Consider the following 16,419-nt stretch of genomic DNA (forward strand, 5'->3'; position numbering starts at 1 on the left):
CTTACTTTTTCCCTAAAAAATGTAAGATGTTTGTTGGATTCTTGTTAAAAGAACGACAGCTTGATTTTCAAATTGATAATAATGCAAATGCAGGTAACATGCTATGCTTATTTGTGCTAATTTAGATGCGGTTTTGACAACAGCCTTGAAGGCAGGCTAACCGCAACAATAAAGATGATGAGCAAAGAACAAATATCCGTTTTTGATATGTTTAAAATAGGTATCGGACCGTCGAGTTCGCATACCTTGGGCCCTTGGCGTGCCGCGCAGCAATTTACCCATGTCCTCCACATACAAGGTGTATTGGCAGAGGTAGAGCAGGTCAAAATTTTGCTTTACGGATCTTTAGCCAAGACTGGTGCCGGGCACGGAACCGATATCGCTGTGCTGCTGGGGCTAAGTGGTGACGATCCCGTTACTTTTGATGTGGACCGTGTGACACCAAAAGTTGAGCATATCAAAGCAGTAGGCGAACTAGAGGTCGGTGGTGAACGTAAAATTCCCTTTTCGTATACCGAAGACCTTCTTTTCCTGTACACAGAGAGCCTGCCCTTTCACCCGAATGCCGTTACTTTTCAGGCATTCCTGGCCAGTGGAAAAGCGATTACGGAAACCTACTATTCCATTGGTGGCGGATTTGTCGTGCAGGAAAATGATAACGAAAGTGTACTTTCGGAGGTGGATCTGCCATTTCCGGTGGATACAGCCCAGGAGCTGCTGCACTGGACGATGAAAACGGGATTGAAAATCTCTGAGCTTGTTCTTGAAAATGAGTGCGCGTGGCGGGAGGAGAGTGAGACTGTTGCTGGTGTGCTCAATATCTACAAAACAATATATGAGTGTATTTACCGCGGATGCCATACAGGAGGTACACTGCCGGGCGGCCTGAATGTAGAGCGGCGTGCGGCTAAATTAAATAAGAAACTGATGCAGGGGCGCAGCTATCAGGATTATGCGTCCTGGGTGATGGCGATCCGCGAAGGGGGACAGAATTTTCAATATATCCTGGATTGGGTGAGCTGTTTTGCTCTTGCTGTGAATGAAGAAAATGCTTCCTTTGGCCGCGTTGTTACCGCACCGACCAATGGTGCTTCGGGCGTGATTCCCGCGGTGTTGCAGTATTTTATAACCTTCCACGACGGAATGCGCGAAAATAAAATCATCCAGTTTATTCTGACCGCCTCCGAAATCGGCTCGATCTTTAAGAAAAATGCAACCATATCCGCTGCCATGGGCGGCTGTCAGGCCGAAATTGGCGTTTCCTCAGCCATGGCCGCGGGTGCACTGACAGAAGTACTGGGCGGCTCGCAGCGACAGGTGTTGATGGCTGCCGAAATCGCCATGGAGCATCATCTCGGGCTGACCTGTGACCCTATTGGCGGACTTGTGCAGATCCCGTGTATTGAGCGCAATACAATGGGCGCAATAAAAGCGATTACGGCTGCTCAGCTGGCCCTGCAATCGAATCCCGATAAAGCAAAAGTCAGCCTGGATACCGTGGTCAAAACCATGTGGGAGACGGCTTTGGATATGAATGCCAAGTACAAAGAAACAGCAGATGGTGGCCTGGCAGTCCATATTCCCCTGAGTCTGCCAGAATGTTAATGGTTTTCTGCCTGTTGTGATTTTTGTATCTTTGTTGCCGTGCCGTCACAGGGCCACTCGCAACGGCTGGAGGATGTAAACACAGCTGGGATACAGGGGACAAAGGAGATAGGCTGGGCTTTCAGCAGCAAAGAAAAAAAAGTAATAAAATGAAATATTGTGCAATAGCTTCGGGAAGTAATGGGAACTGCTATTATATAGCCAAAGATGATTCGGCAATATTGATTGATGCCGGCATCAACAGCAAGCATATTCATCTGCGGATGTATAATCTGGGAATACTGCCTACCCAAGTTAAGGCCATATTCATTACACACGAACATTCAGACCATATAAAAGGCCTTTCTGTCTTCGCAAAAAAATACGATCTGCCCGTATATATTACCAGAGGCAGTTATGATGGTTCCCGGTTACACTTACCGTCGCATCTGGTCAATATCATCGCGCCCAACGATGTCGTTGATGTCGGAGGGCTTAGGGTATATGGTATCCCTAAATTTCATGATGCCAAAGAACCCTGCAGTTTTTTGGTGTCCGATGGCACATATAATATCGGCGTGCTGACCGACATTGGCCGCCCCTGTGAAAACGTGCAGCATGTAATCCAGCATTCCGATGTACTCCTGCTGGAATCTAACTACGATGAAGATATGCTACGTACAGGACGATACTCTTATTTTCTGAAAAATAGAATCAGTAGTGGATGGGGGCACCTTTCCAATCGTGCTGCAGCCGAACTGTTCAATCAATACAGGACCGAGCGCCTCAAGCACTTGATTTTAACCCACCTCTCCGGAGAGAATAATACGGTCGAACTCGTCCACCAGACGTTTGAACCACATTGCGACCGTATCCAGCTTCATGTGGCTACACGCTACCGCGAAACCGAGTTATTTGATCTGGCGCAGCTGCTCATATCGCCATCCCTATTGTCCGGTAACGTCTGCGCTGGATGACACAGCTGGCGAATGGCCTTGTCCTGATTCGCCGGCATGATACCTGTTTTCACGCCCTCAGTATACCGTTACGCGCCCTCTCCAACCGAAAAAAATAAAATATAGTTGATATCCAAATAAATCCTTTTATATTTGCCTTTGTTTTTAATCAGTCTAAATTACTGGGTGGTGATTTGGCGATATGAATATAAACAAAAGCACCATGCATAGACGGCAATCTATCACATGGTGCAGTTCTAGAGACAGCGGCAACTGTCTATAGATAGACTGCGGCAGCAGATGCTGGCAGTCGCTTCCGGTACAACATGGAAGGATCTGCAAGATAACGAAAATAATATTCATTTCGTTGTCTGCCCGTTTGCGACGTGCAAGATCCTCCATAGTAAGTTGAAAACTATACGTATCAATCAACATATTATGAAAGTTCTTATTTCGCTTTTTACATTTCTAACAGCACTGTTGTACAGTTTCAGCAGCAATGCACACGCCCTTTGGATTGAATCATCTCCTTCCGGCACCGTTAATCAGCCACATGAGGTCAGGGTATATTACGGAGAATATGCGACCAATGAAAGAGACAATATCGAAAAATGGTATTCTGACGTGAAGGATTTTACATTGCTCCTGTATGTTCCGGGAAAAGAGCCTGTTCAGGTCGAATTGACCAACAAAGGCGACCATTTCGGTGGTTCGTTTCAGCCTACCGTGGAGGGAACCTATTTTTTATCTATTGTTAAAGCGCCTAAAGATTTAGGTGGCGATACCAAGTATGAGTTTTCATCCCTGGTGCCCGTCCAGGTGGGCAAATCGACAAAGTTGGATTATAGCTCCTTGAAAAATCCACTGCAGGTGGAACTGCTTAATGCGACTGTTGTGAAAAAAGGGGCTAGTCTGCAGGCAAAAGTTACAAGTGCAGGTCAGGCCGTTCCAAACGCAAAAGTATCTGTTTTTTCGTCTACCGGCTGGGGCAAGGAATTTGTTGCCGATGCTGCTGGCATCGTTACCTTTGATGCGCTTTGGTCCGGAGCTTACGTGCTTGAGGCCAGTATCTTCGAACAGAAATCCGGTGAACATGAAGGTAAACCGTATACCTCATCATGGCAAGGAAGCACAACCTTTTTACAAGTAAAATAAATTTTTGACACCTATAAAAAGAACATGGATACATGGCGAATTCCCGTTCCTAATGCATCCATGTTCATCATACATCTACTATTGACATTCTGATGAATAAGACGTTATCCTTTTTAGCTATTCCGGTGATCAGCTCAATTTTTACCGTGGCGCAGGCGCAAACCAAGCTGAAAATTGATGGAATCCTGATCAATGAACATTCCGAGCCTATCGTTGGCGCTACCGTTAAACTGACGAATACGGGCGTGACAACAAGCACAGACAGCGAAGGGCGTTTTGTGTTTTACAAGCTTTCGCCAGACACCTATAAAATCGAAATTAAAGCCTTTGGCTATACGAAACAGCATTTTGAGACCGTGCTTACCGATCAGGATAACCATTTGGGCGAGATCAGCCTAAGCAGACACACGGAATCTATTGATGAAGTCACTGTTTATGGAAAATATTATCAGAATTATAAATTTGACAGCATATCCGGCTCCTTGCGTCTCCAGACGCCCATTTTGGAACTGCCACAGAACATTCAGGTCGTTTCTTCCGATCTGATGGCCGACCAGCAGGTTTTCGATCTTGTAGATGGCATTACTCGTAATGTCAGCGGAGCTACCCGTCAGGGACACTGGGACAACCAGTATGCCAATATCCGGATGCGGGGATCCAAACTTCCGGCCTTCCGCAATGGAATGAATATCGAAGCATCCTGGGGACCTACAGCTGAAGATGTATCGATGATTGAGCGCATCGAATTTGTCAAGGGCCCGGCGGGCTTTATGCTAGCCAGTGGCGAACCCGCTGGATTCTACAATGTGGTCACCAAGAAGCCGACAGGACATACAAAAGGTTCTGCAACATTCAATACGGGTAGTTTCGATCTTTACCGTGGCGCCGTAGACCTTGATGGCCGTATAACAAAGAGCAACAAATTACTTTATCGCCTGAACGTCGCTGCCCAGAAAAAAAAGTTTTTTACCAAATTTAATAACAGCAAAAGGCTTGTCGTTGCTCCGGTACTGACTTATAATATCGATTCGCTTACAGCGATTACAGCCGAGTATACGTTCCAGGGGTCTTCTTATCTAAGCAATGGAAACTATACATTTTCTCCAAAAGGCTTCGCTGATCCAGATATTGCCAACGACTTTTTCTACGGTGATCCCGGGATGAAACCCGGCAAACTGAGAGATCACAGTGCATACCTATATGTCGACCGGAAGCTGAGCCAGAAATGGAAAGCCCATGCTCAGGCAGCATATTTTAATTTTGACATGAAAGCGACTAGTACATGGTTAGCTTATATGACTGCAGAAGGAAATATGCCTCGTACCTATAGTATCGCAGACGAGCATGGCGAAAATAAATTTGCTCAGTTCTCCCTCAATGGGGAAGAGAGAACGGGAAATATTAGACATCGGATTTTAGTGGGTGTGGATTATGGTAACAAAAAGTTCTGGGGAGACTTTAGAAGTTTGATGCCATTGGATCCCACAACAAATCTAAATTTGATTCCAGCAGATCCTTTGAATGTATATAATCCGGCTTATGGTATTCCGGAGTCTGTATTTCCGGAAGTGGATCGAAGTCAAAGTATCAAGGAACGGGCGAAAGGTCAGAACTATATTACTCGTTCCTCCTATATTTCGTTTTATGGTCACGATGAAATGGCCTTCTTCAATGAACGTGTGAAATTATCTGTCGGCCTTCGTTTTACCTCCTCCAATATGGTTTCAAAAACAGATGCCGAACCCACGAAGGATAAAGTGTGGAGTCCGCGGGTGGGGCTAAATTATCTGGTTACTCCTTCGGCTACCGTTTATGCCCTGTTTGACCAGTCCTTTGTGCCTGTGGCAGGGACGGACTGGCAGGGAAATGCGTTCAAGCCCATACGAGGCAATAGTATGGAGGCCGGTTTGAAGAAAGAATGGGGTAGTGGCAAATGGATTTCCACATTGAGCGCTTATGAAATTAAGCGAAAAAATGCCACGGTGCCCGATCCGGATCCTTCTCATGTTGTTGGCAATACAACATTTCAGATACAATTGGGCGAGACAACAACAAGAGGTGTAGAATTCGACATTACGGGCGAAGTGATCAAAGGATTAAATGTCAATGCCAATTATGCCTTGACCGATTCCAAAATATCAAAAGATACTAAAGAAGAAAATATCGGAAATATTACACCTAATACGGCCAAACACACCGCGAATGCCTGGGTAACCTACCGCTTGCAGCGGGGATCGTTAAAGGGCTTAGGCTTTATGGGCAGTGTTCAGGGGATGTTTGATCGTACCATTGGTACGACCAAAGAGGCTAACTTTAAGAATTATCTACGTAACGATGCCGGCATCAGTTATCAATACAAGAAATATAATATTTCATTGATGGTCAACAACGTTTTTGACAACCGCAAATTGATGACATCAGGTTCAATAGGCGCGAAAAATGCAAAAATTTCGGAAAGTGTTGGCTATTACACTTATATCGTGGAGGAACGCCGCAATTTCCGTCTGGGTATCACCTATAAATTTTAATCGAGCAGTTCTCTATAATCGCTAATGTTATGTATAGTACATTTCTATTGATCATACTGTTTGGAGCTTATCTTTGGTACAACAGCAGCCATAAGGTCAAGTTTCATCATCGGCCGGAATGGCTGAAAAAACTGAGTGCACAGAGGTCTTCTGTGCGCTTGCTGAGTATACTTTTGCTCTTGCTGCCCTTTGGTGTGGTGCTTTATCTACAGGGGTTTGGCGCTGGATTTTTTGCCTTCTTCGCTTATCTCATGTGTATGTTGAGTTTGGTGGTCCTGCTGAATCCGTATCGTTTTTTTAAAATAAACCATGTCCTTGGGCTGTACCTGTTCAGCCTTTGTGTTGAATTCTTTGTCGCTTAACAATACGAGTAGTCTATGCCAGCAAATAAAAAATACCTCAGCACGCCCTTTCAGCGTTTTTTGAAAATTACAGCTGGATTTATCGGCGGATACATCGTTATGCTCTCTTTCCATGTGCTTTTAACGACCTTTTTTGAGAAGAAGGACGTCGTCATCACCGCGGGATTTACGGGATATCTGCTCTGGGCGATACTCCTGTTGTTCGCTTTCCTCTCCAAAAATGGATGGAAGATATGGGGGATCTATCTGCTTCTGGCAGCTGTTTTTTCCTTGCCTTATTTCCTAAAAAACTAATTGCTCATGAACAACCGGAATTATAACATCTACTTTAATACACATACGATCAGCGGCATCATTATCTGTGCGCTGCTGTATGTGATATTCTTTGCGGGGTCATTTGCCTTTTTTAGAGATGAGATCGCTGCCTGGCAGAACAATACATCATACAAAACATATGAAACAGATCATCGGCATTTTGATAAACTGCTGGATTCATTGCAGGAGGGGACAAACCTCCATGGCCGTGATATCACCTTCTATCTGTACCGGGAAGAAACCTTTGCTTATGTTGGCTATACCCCCTCGAATGACAGTATTTTAAACAAGGAAAACCTCGCAAAGATAACGCCTGAACAGCAGGCTGCAAACCAGAAGGGCCGCCGCCGGGGCGGTAATGGGGATGCAAAGAATTTTACTTACAATTTCGCCAGCCACAGGCCCGGAGATTATGCGCAGAATTATGACATGGGTGAATTTTTGTTCCGTTTACACTTTTTGGCCCAGCTCAATCAGGTGCCTATTCGGCTCGGCATAGCTCCCTTTGGCTACTTGCTTGCCGGTCTCACCGCCTTTATATTCTTATTTGCACTTATTACTGGTCTACTGTTGCATTGGGATAAACTTGTTTCTAATTTTTTTGTTTTTAGACCATTCAATAAGTGGAAGACTGTTTGGACGGATATGCATACCGCTTTGGGTGTCATCGGCTTTCCCTTCCAGTTTATTTTTGCCGTTACGGGGACATTTCTGATCATCAATTCTGTCCTTGCGCTCCCTTTTAGCAAGTTGCTTTACCATGGCGATCAGCAAAAAATGTATCAGGAAATCGGCGTGACTGCCAACGATAATTATCCCTACAGCTATAAGCCTCTACACGCTAAAGCGAAGATTGCGCCTTTTCTTGACTTGGCGAAGAGCAAGTGGCCAGATAGCGAGTTTAAACGCATCACAGTGAAAAACTATGGGGATTCCAATATGCATGTAATCATGGAACTGGAGCCGCAGTACAATACGCGTTTTGCCGGATCCGGCCTGTTGACGGTGAAAGTCGCCGACAATAAAATTATAGAGGAAAAGTCGCCTGTAGCAGATGCCACTTATGCGGATTACGTCAAAAGCCTGCTGTATAGATTGCATTACGGTGATTACGGCGGTTATCCGCTAAAAGGTGTATATTTTATCTTGGGAGTCATGGGGTGCCTGGTGATTATCTCAGGTATTCTGATCTGGCTGGTGGCACGCGATAAAAATAGTGTGCCTCCGCGGAAACGGAAATTTAATTTCTGGGCGGCCAATATTTTTACTGCAATCTGCCTAACCATGCTGCCTGTCACCGCGATTACGTTTATCGCGATCAAACTGAGCCCGCAGGTGGATCAGGACTTTATTTATCGGGTATATTTCTACTGCTGGCTGCTGTTTTCCGTTTACTATATCATACGTAAAAGTATTCGCAGAACCAACCGCGAGACCTTGTTGATGGGCAGTATTTTGGCATTCCTTATTCCTATAGTCAATGGTTTTATGACCGGCAGCTGGATCTGGGATACTTTTAGGAATGGACAGCGCGATATCTTTGTCGTAGACTTCTTATGGCTGATGATCGGAATTATCGGTGTCCTTGCGTATAGTAAAAGCAGGAAGTTTTTTGAAAAAATCCATTAGCGAATATTCTTTTCTCTTTACGAAGTAATTCACTTCGGCTTTCCTTCAGGGGCGCTCATCGAGCGCCCCTGAAGCATATATAACCCACAGATAAAGTACCCATAAAGCACAAATCGTCTCGTACATTATTCTGGCCGGTCCCGGACTAAGTTGGTCAGAGGATGTTAAAGCTCAGACAGAGTTTCTTCGGTATCGCTTTGAGGATCCTTCGAGGGGCCTTCGACAATCTTTCGGGACTGATTCGGGACAGCTTTGACATTTGTCCGCTTGCTGTTCGCCTGTTGTTTGGCTTATGGGTGAACATGAACCAAAGCACAATCCTCGTGTTGCCGAACCAGGACCGCCGCTACCTCAGAGCAGGGGCGAAGCAATCCCGAAGCGTTCTCGGATCGTTCTCGGAGGTTGTTGGGACTTGAACGGACTTGAAGGCACTTTAGGAGACTTGAACGGACTCATGTGTCTAAAAATCGGATTATTATTGTTATTTTTAGAATAAACAATAGTGAATCATCATGTCCAGTTTTTTTCAAGGTTCTAAGGATCCCAACAGAAAAAAAGGGGAAGATTATCCCGTAAGTGAGCAGAGTCAGTTAGCCGGCAGCGACTTTGCCTATAACAGTACTTTATCCAGCCGTTTGTACCGAGAACTCAAATCTTTGCAGCGGACAGCTTGTAATCGTTCCACTTACCGTCGGTTGCAAAATGCGTTGTATGAAGCTGTACGCAACGATCAGATCCACGATCTCGGGAGCCTCCGATTGGGATATGGTGACGTATCTCCGCTGAAAGGGTTTCGTTTTTCTCTAAAAACCAGCCTGAGCAGGTTTTTTATGAACAATCCTGCGGCGTCTTTCAATGAGGAAAAAAAGAGTGTGGAAATGCGGATTGCCTTAAAAGACCTACATAGTTTTGAAGCCATACATGCCCGACTCGCCAGACTTGTGATAAAAATGTATTGTATTGTAATTCAGGTTGACAATAGCAATGAGATAACAATACAGGCCAGTAGAGATCTGGAATTGCAGAGGGATCATGTCCGGACGGAACGTACGGCTCTTTTCTCCTTAAAAAATATTGAGGATGCGGTGATTCTGTGCTTGTGCACAGTCAGGTCCTGGCTGAAATCACCGGATGGCAAAGATGAGTTTTTATCCAACGATTCGACGTTGATGACAGCTGAAGTCATCGATGCCATCTTAGTGCGCGATGGTCATCGGGTTGTTTTCTCCGGCAAAAGAGACGGTGACATACATCCGGACATTCAGGCCAATAATGATGACGAGGTGGAGTGGAGCTGACGCCATTACATGACTGCTTTGAAAAACCTTCCCAGCCGCATCAGATCTTGTGCAGTTTTTTCATTCCAGTCCACGGCGTAGTTGAGACGGATACAATTATTGAACTGATCGTGCTGTGTGAACATTCTGCCCGGAGCAAAGCTTAGTTTTTGTCTGAGGGCATAATCGTAAAGCGTGGCAGAATCGATTTTGGGATCGAGCTCGAGCCAAAGCACGAAGCCACCCTCAGGCTGGGACATTTTGGTGTTTTCGGGAAAATGTGTTTCGATACTATTCCTAAAATTGACGTAGTTGCTGTACAATTTTTTTCTGAAGGTATGGAGGTGGTGGTCATAACGTCCGATCTGCAGGAATTTGGCAACAGCTTCCTGGTAGATCGCTGGCTGCGATATGGTTTGAATCAGCCTTTGTTTCAGGATCTTTTCTTTATATATGCCGGGTTCTACCCATCCGATCCGGAAACCCGGTGCCAGCACTTTGGTGATCGAACCGCACCACATTACCAGTCCCTCTTCATCATAATATTTACAAGGTTTGGGCCTGGACGTGCCGAAATAGATATTGCCATAGAGGTCATCCTCGATCAATGGAATATGGTGCAGGGCCAGAAGTTTGACAAGCTCGCGTTTGTGTTCGTCCGGCATGAGTGCTCCCAGCGGATTACTGAAATTGGAAACAAAACAGCAGACATCGATTTTGTGGATCACTTTCTTCAGGGCCTCCAGTTCAATGCCTGTTATCGGATGGGTTGGGATTTCGATGGTTTTCAGTCCTAGCACCTGAAATGCCTGTATAAAACCAAAGTAGAGCGGACTTTCCACTGCGATGGTATCGCCGGGCTTGGTTACCGCGCGTAAGCAGCTGTAGATGGCGTTCATGGCGCCCGAGGTGATGATTAGATCCTCATCGCTTATTTTTCCATCCAGTACCAATGACCATTTGGCAATTTCCTTGCGTAGGCTGGGGCTACCCTGCACCTGACCGTATTGATCTCCGTAGTCGTGCAGTTCATGAACCGATTCGAGGATGCATTTATTGAGTTTCTGAATGGGAAGCAGGGAGGGGCTAGGGAGTCCAAGGGAAAAGCGGGTGATCTCTTTGTCTTCAAGCGAATGAAATACCTTATCGATCAATGCCGCCGGATCCTGCTTTTTTTCGTGCGTTTTAAAGGTCGATGTCGAAGGGATGGACATGCGTCGTTGTCCCGCCAGGCTCACAAAAAAACCGGATTTGGGACGAGATTCGATCAACGACCTGCTTTCTAGCTCCATATAGGCACTTTTCGCGGTATTTAAGCTCACGTTGTAAAGCTTTTGGGCACTGCGGACAGAAGGCAGACGGTCACCATAAGCCAAAGAACCGTTTTTGATTTGGTTCTCGACAATGTTTGCAATTTTCTTATATAACAGCTGCGCCATACTTATACTAATTTACTGTTTCTGTTTTGATTTATCCAGGTATTGAACCTACGAATTCCTGTTTTTAATGATTCCTCGGTACCGAACATATGCAGAAGCTGCTGCTCAAAGTAAGCGGTTGTTTTTTCCGCAAAAGCTGTTGATACCTTTTCTGGAATATCCATACTGCAGGAAATGGCGACTTCAAGAATATCTCCGGCAGCAATGACAACTGCAGCATATGCTGCTACACTATGATCTTGTGTTAGTAGGAGAAAAGGCATGCTTACTTCTTTGCGGACCAGTCTGTGAAAGGTCTCTTGCAGTGAAGGCAGGTCGGAAAGGTCGACCTGTCTAATTGAATACATTGGTTTATTCGTTGACATGGCATAAATCTTTCTGCTAAGTTAAGAAGGGTACAGCTGGGAGTTTAGGTACAGAGTTAGGTTAGTGTATGGGTACAGATAAAAAACAGTAGGAGTTTTTAATTCCGTCCGGTTCGTAATTAATTAAGTATAGTAACGGGCTTTTGTGAGTATTATATAGTAATCGGAATAGCTCCGATTACCATCACATGTTATTTGACGCAAAATGAACTGGAGAAGTGGTCATCATTCAAAATTGTGCTGAAAGTTTGGTGCATAACCGCCCTTGTAATACCGAACTCAAGCGTTCCAATTTTTTTGCTTTTGTCAGTAATCTTCTAACGGATTTTTTATCAATGTGATATTCCAGTTTATACCGCGCCTGAATATAACTTTCTTGCAGGAGGTTGAAATCTATGTTGTCTACCAAAGGATCATTCCATTTCGGGAAGAATATCCTGTTTATTTGAGGAGCGACATGGTTACAATAGGTGATTAACCTTCTTAAATTATGGATTTTTGGATCGTAATCCGTATGTGTGATCAATATATTCCGCATCAATAATTCTGTAGACTGATGGAGTAGGAATACACTGATATGAATATTAAATTTTGAGTAGGCGATGTAGGCCAGCTTCAGAAATTCAGCACCTTTTAAGTGGAAGTTGTTATACGTCTTTTTGATATGTCCCAATTTTAATCTGGGATGTATTCTAAAATAAGTGGTTAATAGAAATGCATCAGACTTATAGATTGCAATTCCTTTCTCAATAATGTCGATAAAAAAGTCCTGTCCCCGAGACAACCCTTCGTTAACGAAATCAAGACTGTGAATCAAAACTGTTGATTTTGTGATACGAAGTAACTTGTTTTCCATTGCACTGATTAAATTTGCTTCATTTCCTTTGCTATGTGAACCGTTGAGTACAACTAGAAGATGTACAGGAAGGTAGCTTCCTTCCGAAGAAGCTACCCGTTCTGCTTTCCTATTTGAAAATGTTCCATGTGCATAACGGATAATGGCTATCGTCGGCACAAATTCGTTTATTATTTTACTGATAACATGATCATCAATATCGTCCTTCGACAAGTGGAGGGCCATAATTTATACAATTAATATAATTTGGTTATGCTTTATGTGCAAATATATAGCTATTATTTTGTTTATAAAAATGCATAAAAGTGTTATTCAGTTTTCTCTGCCAGTTGACTTGCAAATTTTTCAAAATAACTTTCTATTGTGTCGTTACAGCGATCGATAAACAACTTTGTAAGTTCCTGTAACCTGATAATGGAGGATAGATCGCCTTTGTAGTTGGCGTTATATCTAAATTGCTGCTGAGCTTTGATTATTTCTTTAAACAGTTTAACATGATCGGTGTTGTTCAGACAAAAGCTCGCGTGTGCTTCAGGAACAATTAATCGGCAGAGGTTCATTAGAAATGGAAGGCCTACGGATCGCGGTTTGTATTGGAGAACAGCATTGATAACACCCAGACAGGTCTGTTCCAGTGCTTGTGACAATGCATGATATGCGCCTTCGACGCCAAAGGACCAACCCTCTTCAAAAGCATGGTATAGACAGCGGGCGTTATTGTAACGATTGTGCCATTGTTGTCGTACATAATCTAAGTCGAGTTCAGGGCTAGCGATGCGGTCAGGCTTAATATTTTCAATGACTGAATTTTGAAACCAGAGGTCGCCGGCTTTCATCAGTGATAAAAAGAAAGGATGGCCTTCGGAAAGTTTTTTGGTAAAGTAAGCAGTTTCTTCAGCAATCAAGGTCAGGGACACGTTGTGCGGGAGTAAATCCATTGTCTGTTGTTGTAGGTTGGAGAGATCCGTATTTAAGCCATCATACGCGATAAAGAGGTAGTAAGCGTGGGTAATCTGATCCTCTTGACGCTTTTGGAGCGGGCTATTGGACTTTTGACGATCCGAATGATAACCGAAACAGGCGACTAAGGAAGGGGTACTGTATAATTCCAGAATATTTAAGATCAGGTCTCTATAATTACCATTACAATGAAATTTTTTGTAAATAACATTGTTATCTTTGAAATTTTCGATCATTGTATTCGATGCTTCTTTTTCACAAGACTGCTGCCGAATTTCTTCGAATAAAATATGGGAATAATCGTAAATCCAGTTTAATGCGTTTATAGCAATCTGATAAGCTGTTTCCAATAGGTTTTCGTCTATAGTGTAATCTTGATCATAACGATAGCCAACATATGCCTCATCAATCTTGTTCAGTGCTTGTTTCTCCTCTTCGGATGCAGTTAATTTGGCCCATCTGGAATCAAATGTTTTGATATAGCCTAGATAGCCTTTTAGCGAATGTGATTTGCGTTCATCATTTAAGAGAAGATTTTCTGCAGTCTTTAACGATAGCTCGATTGCCTGATGGAGCATAAATGCCGCATGAGCATGACTTTTGTGCTGTTGATAGAAATTATAGCCATCAATAAACGATCTGATTTTACTTTTTTCTTTATCGATATACGAGCTGGTTTTTTCGATAATCTCAGCTGCGGTGTATTCGGGAAATACAAGCGGAATCTCTTGGGCGGGATTTCGGTAAACGCGATTTTGTGATTGATAGATTAGGTAGGTGCGCCCCAACCCTTGGTTGAGTTTTTTTTGTACTTCTTGGGTGAAATTTACTTTGGCGTATACGTTGGGATAATTCTTGATGATTTTGTTGACCAAACCAAGTGGATCGCCACCTCGAATTCCCGCACTTGACAGGATATTAATCTGTAGTATTTGATATTTCCTGCCATCGTGGGCATAAGTCCATTGGTAAATTTCATCCACGGCGAGGGTCCGAAGTATAGTATCGATGATTGGAGTAAGTTCGGTGTTCATAATTGATTTGTTTGATTGTGGTTATTTATCTTTTTCCTTCATGGAGATGCATGGCTTAAAGCAATTGGGAGATTAGAGGATATTTGTTTATTAAAATATTCACATATCGTTTATTCTCGGCCATATTCATGAATTCATTGTATGTGGATTTAAGCTTTCTAAATCGCTGGCTTCGCTTTCAGGCACTTCCGATGTCTCCAAGCTTTGGTTTTCATCGGTCTCATTGTTGTCTTTTTGCGCTTCTTTTGTGGCGTACTCTTTATCAATACTGTCCTCCATGAATTGCTGTAGTTTGTTTTTCTTTTCGGTGGACTGATGCGGTTCATCATTTATAGCCTTTACATAAGGAGGAACATGCAAGAAGATTCCCTCATCTTCATTTATATAGTGCAGGGCAAATGCGAGCCGTATCAGCAATTCGCGTATGGCAATTATTTGATCGCCAAAGTATTCGTAGTTACCGGAATCGGGTACCGTTAAATAGTGCATGATATCATCCATGGTGTCGTACCATTTTTGGAGAGATTGGTAGGAAAAAAACTTACTGATGGTATCTGCAGGGGCTGGCTGTCCATGGATAGTATATTCCATTCTAAATAGGTAGTTGTGATAATCTTCTTTTGTGGCAAAAAAATTCAATGGCGTATCCTGTAATGGAAGTTGGCATTGGTGAAAAATGACATAGGCAACTTCAATTTGTTTGATCATCTGTTTACAGTGATATCCGTTTTCAGCAAAGTTGCGGTCAGCCATTTCGGGGACAGCTGCCGCATTTACGAAAAGCTGGATATTGTTCATCCAATAGAAGATATTGGTTTCATGGCGATAGAAGTCCTCGATGTAGAGCATCGGATTTTTGACTATATCCTTGGTTAAATAGCGAAAAGATTTCGCTTTTAGTTTCTTTTGTGTATTTTTCATTCTGGGAAATGTTTTGGGTTAAAATACTGTGTTTATAATTATCAATTGGCAACGCTAATTTAAACACTAATTTTCGATTAAACAAATTTTATAATGATAATTATTGATTATGAGTTCTTTTTTAACGAGAATTAAAGTTATTGCGGACCGAGAGGGCTTAAGTGTAACAGCGTTTGAAACGGCTATTGGGGCCAGCAGAGGTGTATTCACGCGTGCGATGAATAACAACACCGATGTTCAGGCGAAGTGGTTAATTAGTATAGTTGAAAAGTTTCCTGAATATTCTTCGGACTGGTTGTTAAAGGGGGAAGGCGATATGTTAAAGCCTCCTCTAGCACAGGACGAGGGTGAACCGTATGTGGCGGCCGGAGCCGAAGGAGCCGTAATCAACAGTCTAAAAAAGGTTATTTCCTCACAGGATGTTACCATCAAATCGCAGGAAAAGACAATTATATCTTTGGAGCGATTATTGTCTTCGCTGGAACGCGAGATTGAAGCGTTGAGGAACAAGTGATTATCTAAATGGAGTAACTGTGAATGTTAAGCAACGTGTACTGCGGATTGCCGAAGCCAAAGGAATCAGTAAAACAGAGTTCTTTAGGGAGGTAGGCCTCTCTTACGCCAATTTTAAGGGCGGACAGAAGAATACTGCCCTTAGTTCAGACGCTATGATTGCCATATTGACTCAACACCCGGATGTTAGTCCCGCGTGGCTGCTGCTGGGGGAAGGTAGCATGTGGCGGGGCAGTAGGGGAAATGACCTTGAAGTTGGGGCCGAACCTGCTGTTGAACCTGCGGCGGCGGCTGGTGCCGGAAGTCTACTCGTCTATAAACAGCTGGTATCTGCACTCGAACAGACGGTTAGGGCGCAGGAAAAAACGATTGACGCGCTCGAAGCACAGATAGGTCTATTAAATAAAAGGTAGTGAGGGCGTTATTGATGCCGCCCCCTACATTTTTGGAGCTTGCCGTTTTTGGTTTTTTATTCTTTTAAGTCTTCTTCGCCCTTTGATCAGTAAAGTGACTATGGATAATTCT

General features: G+C 43.6%; 15 protein-coding genes. 10 read left to right on the forward strand and 5 right to left on the reverse strand.

Annotated elements, in window-relative coordinates:
* The first annotated feature begins 177 nt into the window (after positions 1–177).
* From FGL37_RS08950 to FGL37_RS08985, 8 genes are all read left to right on the forward strand, one after another.
* Positions 178–1,605: an L-serine ammonia-lyase gene (locus FGL37_RS08950; RefSeq protein ID WP_028071759.1), complete on the forward strand. Its 1,428-nt coding sequence runs from the start codon at positions 178–180 to the stop codon at positions 1,603–1,605.
* Between the two features lie 149 nt (positions 1,606–1,754).
* The gene (locus FGL37_RS08955; protein WP_051607326.1) at positions 1,755–2,561 is read left to right on the forward strand and encodes an MBL fold metallo-hydrolase; all 807 of its coding nucleotides are present in this window, start codon (positions 1,755–1,757) and stop codon (positions 2,559–2,561) included.
* A 417-nt stretch (positions 2,562–2,978) separates the two neighbouring features.
* Positions 2,979–3,695, forward strand: a complete 717-nt coding sequence (locus FGL37_RS08960; protein ID WP_028071760.1) for a DUF4198 domain-containing protein — start codon at positions 2,979–2,981, stop codon at positions 3,693–3,695.
* A 92-nt stretch (positions 3,696–3,787) separates the two neighbouring features.
* Positions 3,788–6,223, forward strand: a complete 2,436-nt coding sequence (locus tag FGL37_RS08965) for a TonB-dependent siderophore receptor (protein ID WP_028071761.1) — start codon at positions 3,788–3,790, stop codon at positions 6,221–6,223.
* 29 nt (positions 6,224–6,252) lie between these two features.
* Positions 6,253–6,585 carry a hypothetical protein gene (locus FGL37_RS08970; protein WP_037534284.1) on the forward strand — a complete coding sequence of 111 codons (333 nt, stop codon included), beginning with the start codon at positions 6,253–6,255 and terminating at the stop codon, positions 6,583–6,585.
* Positions 6,586–6,600: 15 nt separating this feature from the next.
* Positions 6,601–6,879 (forward strand): hypothetical protein, encoded by a 279-nt coding sequence (locus FGL37_RS08975; RefSeq protein ID WP_028071762.1) that lies wholly within the window; start codon positions 6,601–6,603, stop codon positions 6,877–6,879.
* Between the two features lie 6 nt (positions 6,880–6,885).
* On the forward strand, positions 6,886–8,529 hold the full coding sequence (locus FGL37_RS08980; protein ID WP_028071763.1) for a PepSY-associated TM helix domain-containing protein: 1,644 nt from the start codon (positions 6,886–6,888) through the stop codon (positions 8,527–8,529).
* Positions 8,530–9,041: 512 nt separating this feature from the next.
* A complete protein-coding gene (locus tag FGL37_RS08985) occupies positions 9,042–9,827 on the forward strand; it encodes a hypothetical protein (RefSeq protein ID WP_028071765.1) in 786 nt (261 codons plus the stop codon).
* Between the two features lie 5 nt (positions 9,828–9,832).
* On the opposite strand, the gene FGL37_RS08990 is transcribed toward FGL37_RS08985, so the two are convergent.
* The 5 genes from FGL37_RS08990 to FGL37_RS09010 all read right to left on the reverse strand — a co-directional run bounded on the left by FGL37_RS08990 (position 9,833) and on the right by FGL37_RS09010 (position 15,381).
* A complete protein-coding gene (locus FGL37_RS08990; RefSeq protein WP_028071766.1) occupies positions 9,833–11,245 on the reverse strand; it encodes an aminotransferase-like domain-containing protein in 1,413 nt (470 codons plus the stop codon).
* Between the two features lie 2 nt (positions 11,246–11,247).
* A complete protein-coding gene (locus FGL37_RS08995; protein ID WP_028071767.1) occupies positions 11,248–11,592 on the reverse strand; it encodes a hypothetical protein in 345 nt (114 codons plus the stop codon).
* Between the two features lie 247 nt (positions 11,593–11,839).
* Entirely contained in the window at positions 11,840–12,691 is an 852-nt protein-coding gene (locus FGL37_RS09000; protein WP_028071768.1) for a HEPN domain-containing protein, read from the reverse strand.
* Between the two features lie 83 nt (positions 12,692–12,774).
* The gene (locus FGL37_RS09005) at positions 12,775–14,460 is read right to left on the reverse strand and encodes a HEPN domain-containing protein (protein WP_028071769.1); all 1,686 of its coding nucleotides are present in this window, start codon (positions 14,458–14,460) and stop codon (positions 12,775–12,777) included.
* 126 nt (positions 14,461–14,586) lie between these two features.
* Entirely contained in the window at positions 14,587–15,381 is a 795-nt protein-coding gene (locus FGL37_RS09010) for a hypothetical protein (RefSeq protein WP_028071770.1), read from the reverse strand.
* A 109-nt stretch (positions 15,382–15,490) separates the two neighbouring features.
* On the opposite strand from FGL37_RS09010, the gene FGL37_RS09015 reads away from it, so the two are divergent.
* Positions 15,491–15,895, forward strand: coding sequence for a hypothetical protein (locus tag FGL37_RS09015; protein ID WP_028071771.1), 405 nt, complete (start codon positions 15,491–15,493; stop codon positions 15,893–15,895).
* Between the two features lie 19 nt (positions 15,896–15,914).
* Entirely contained in the window at positions 15,915–16,307 is a 393-nt protein-coding gene (locus FGL37_RS09020; protein ID WP_028071772.1) for a hypothetical protein, read from the forward strand.
* Positions 16,308–16,419 lie beyond the last annotated feature (112 nt).

The sequence above is a fragment of the Sphingobacterium thalpophilum genome (genome assembly GCF_901482695.1).
Taxonomy (GTDB): Bacteria; Bacteroidota; Bacteroidia; order Sphingobacteriales; family Sphingobacteriaceae; genus Sphingobacterium; species Sphingobacterium thalpophilum.

Bases quoted from the DNA above. Each gene is read 5' to 3' on its own strand.
- FGL37_RS08995 (WP_028071767.1), bottom strand. From the start codon at position 11,592: ATGTATTCAATTAGACAGGTCGACCTTTCCGACCTGCCTTCACTGCAA.
- FGL37_RS08965 (WP_028071761.1), top strand. From the start codon at position 3,788: ATGAATAAGACGTTATCCTTTTTAGCTATTCCGGTGATCAGCTCAATT.
- FGL37_RS09000 (WP_028071768.1), bottom strand. From the start codon at position 12,691: ATGGCCCTCCACTTGTCGAAGGACGATATTGATGATCATGTTATCAGT.
- FGL37_RS09005 (WP_028071769.1), bottom strand. From the start codon at position 14,460: ATGAACACCGAACTTACTCCAATCATCGATACTATACTTCGGACCCTC.
- FGL37_RS08985 (WP_028071765.1), top strand. From the start codon at position 9,042: ATGTCCAGTTTTTTTCAAGGTTCTAAGGATCCCAACAGAAAAAAAGGG.
- FGL37_RS08960 (WP_028071760.1), top strand. From the start codon at position 2,979: ATGAAAGTTCTTATTTCGCTTTTTACATTTCTAACAGCACTGTTGTAC.
- FGL37_RS08950 (WP_028071759.1), top strand. From the start codon at position 178: ATGAGCAAAGAACAAATATCCGTTTTTGATATGTTTAAAATAGGTATC.
- FGL37_RS09010 (WP_028071770.1), bottom strand. From the start codon at position 15,381: ATGAAAAATACACAAAAGAAACTAAAAGCGAAATCTTTTCGCTATTTA.
- FGL37_RS08970 (WP_037534284.1), top strand. From the start codon at position 6,253: ATGTATAGTACATTTCTATTGATCATACTGTTTGGAGCTTATCTTTGG.
- FGL37_RS08990 (WP_028071766.1), bottom strand. From the start codon at position 11,245: ATGGCGCAGCTGTTATATAAGAAAATTGCAAACATTGTCGAGAACCAA.
- FGL37_RS09015 (WP_028071771.1), top strand. From the start codon at position 15,491: ATGAGTTCTTTTTTAACGAGAATTAAAGTTATTGCGGACCGAGAGGGC.
- FGL37_RS08980 (WP_028071763.1), top strand. From the start codon at position 6,886: ATGAACAACCGGAATTATAACATCTACTTTAATACACATACGATCAGC.
- FGL37_RS08955 (WP_051607326.1), top strand. From the start codon at position 1,755: ATGAAATATTGTGCAATAGCTTCGGGAAGTAATGGGAACTGCTATTAT.
- FGL37_RS08975 (WP_028071762.1), top strand. From the start codon at position 6,601: ATGCCAGCAAATAAAAAATACCTCAGCACGCCCTTTCAGCGTTTTTTG.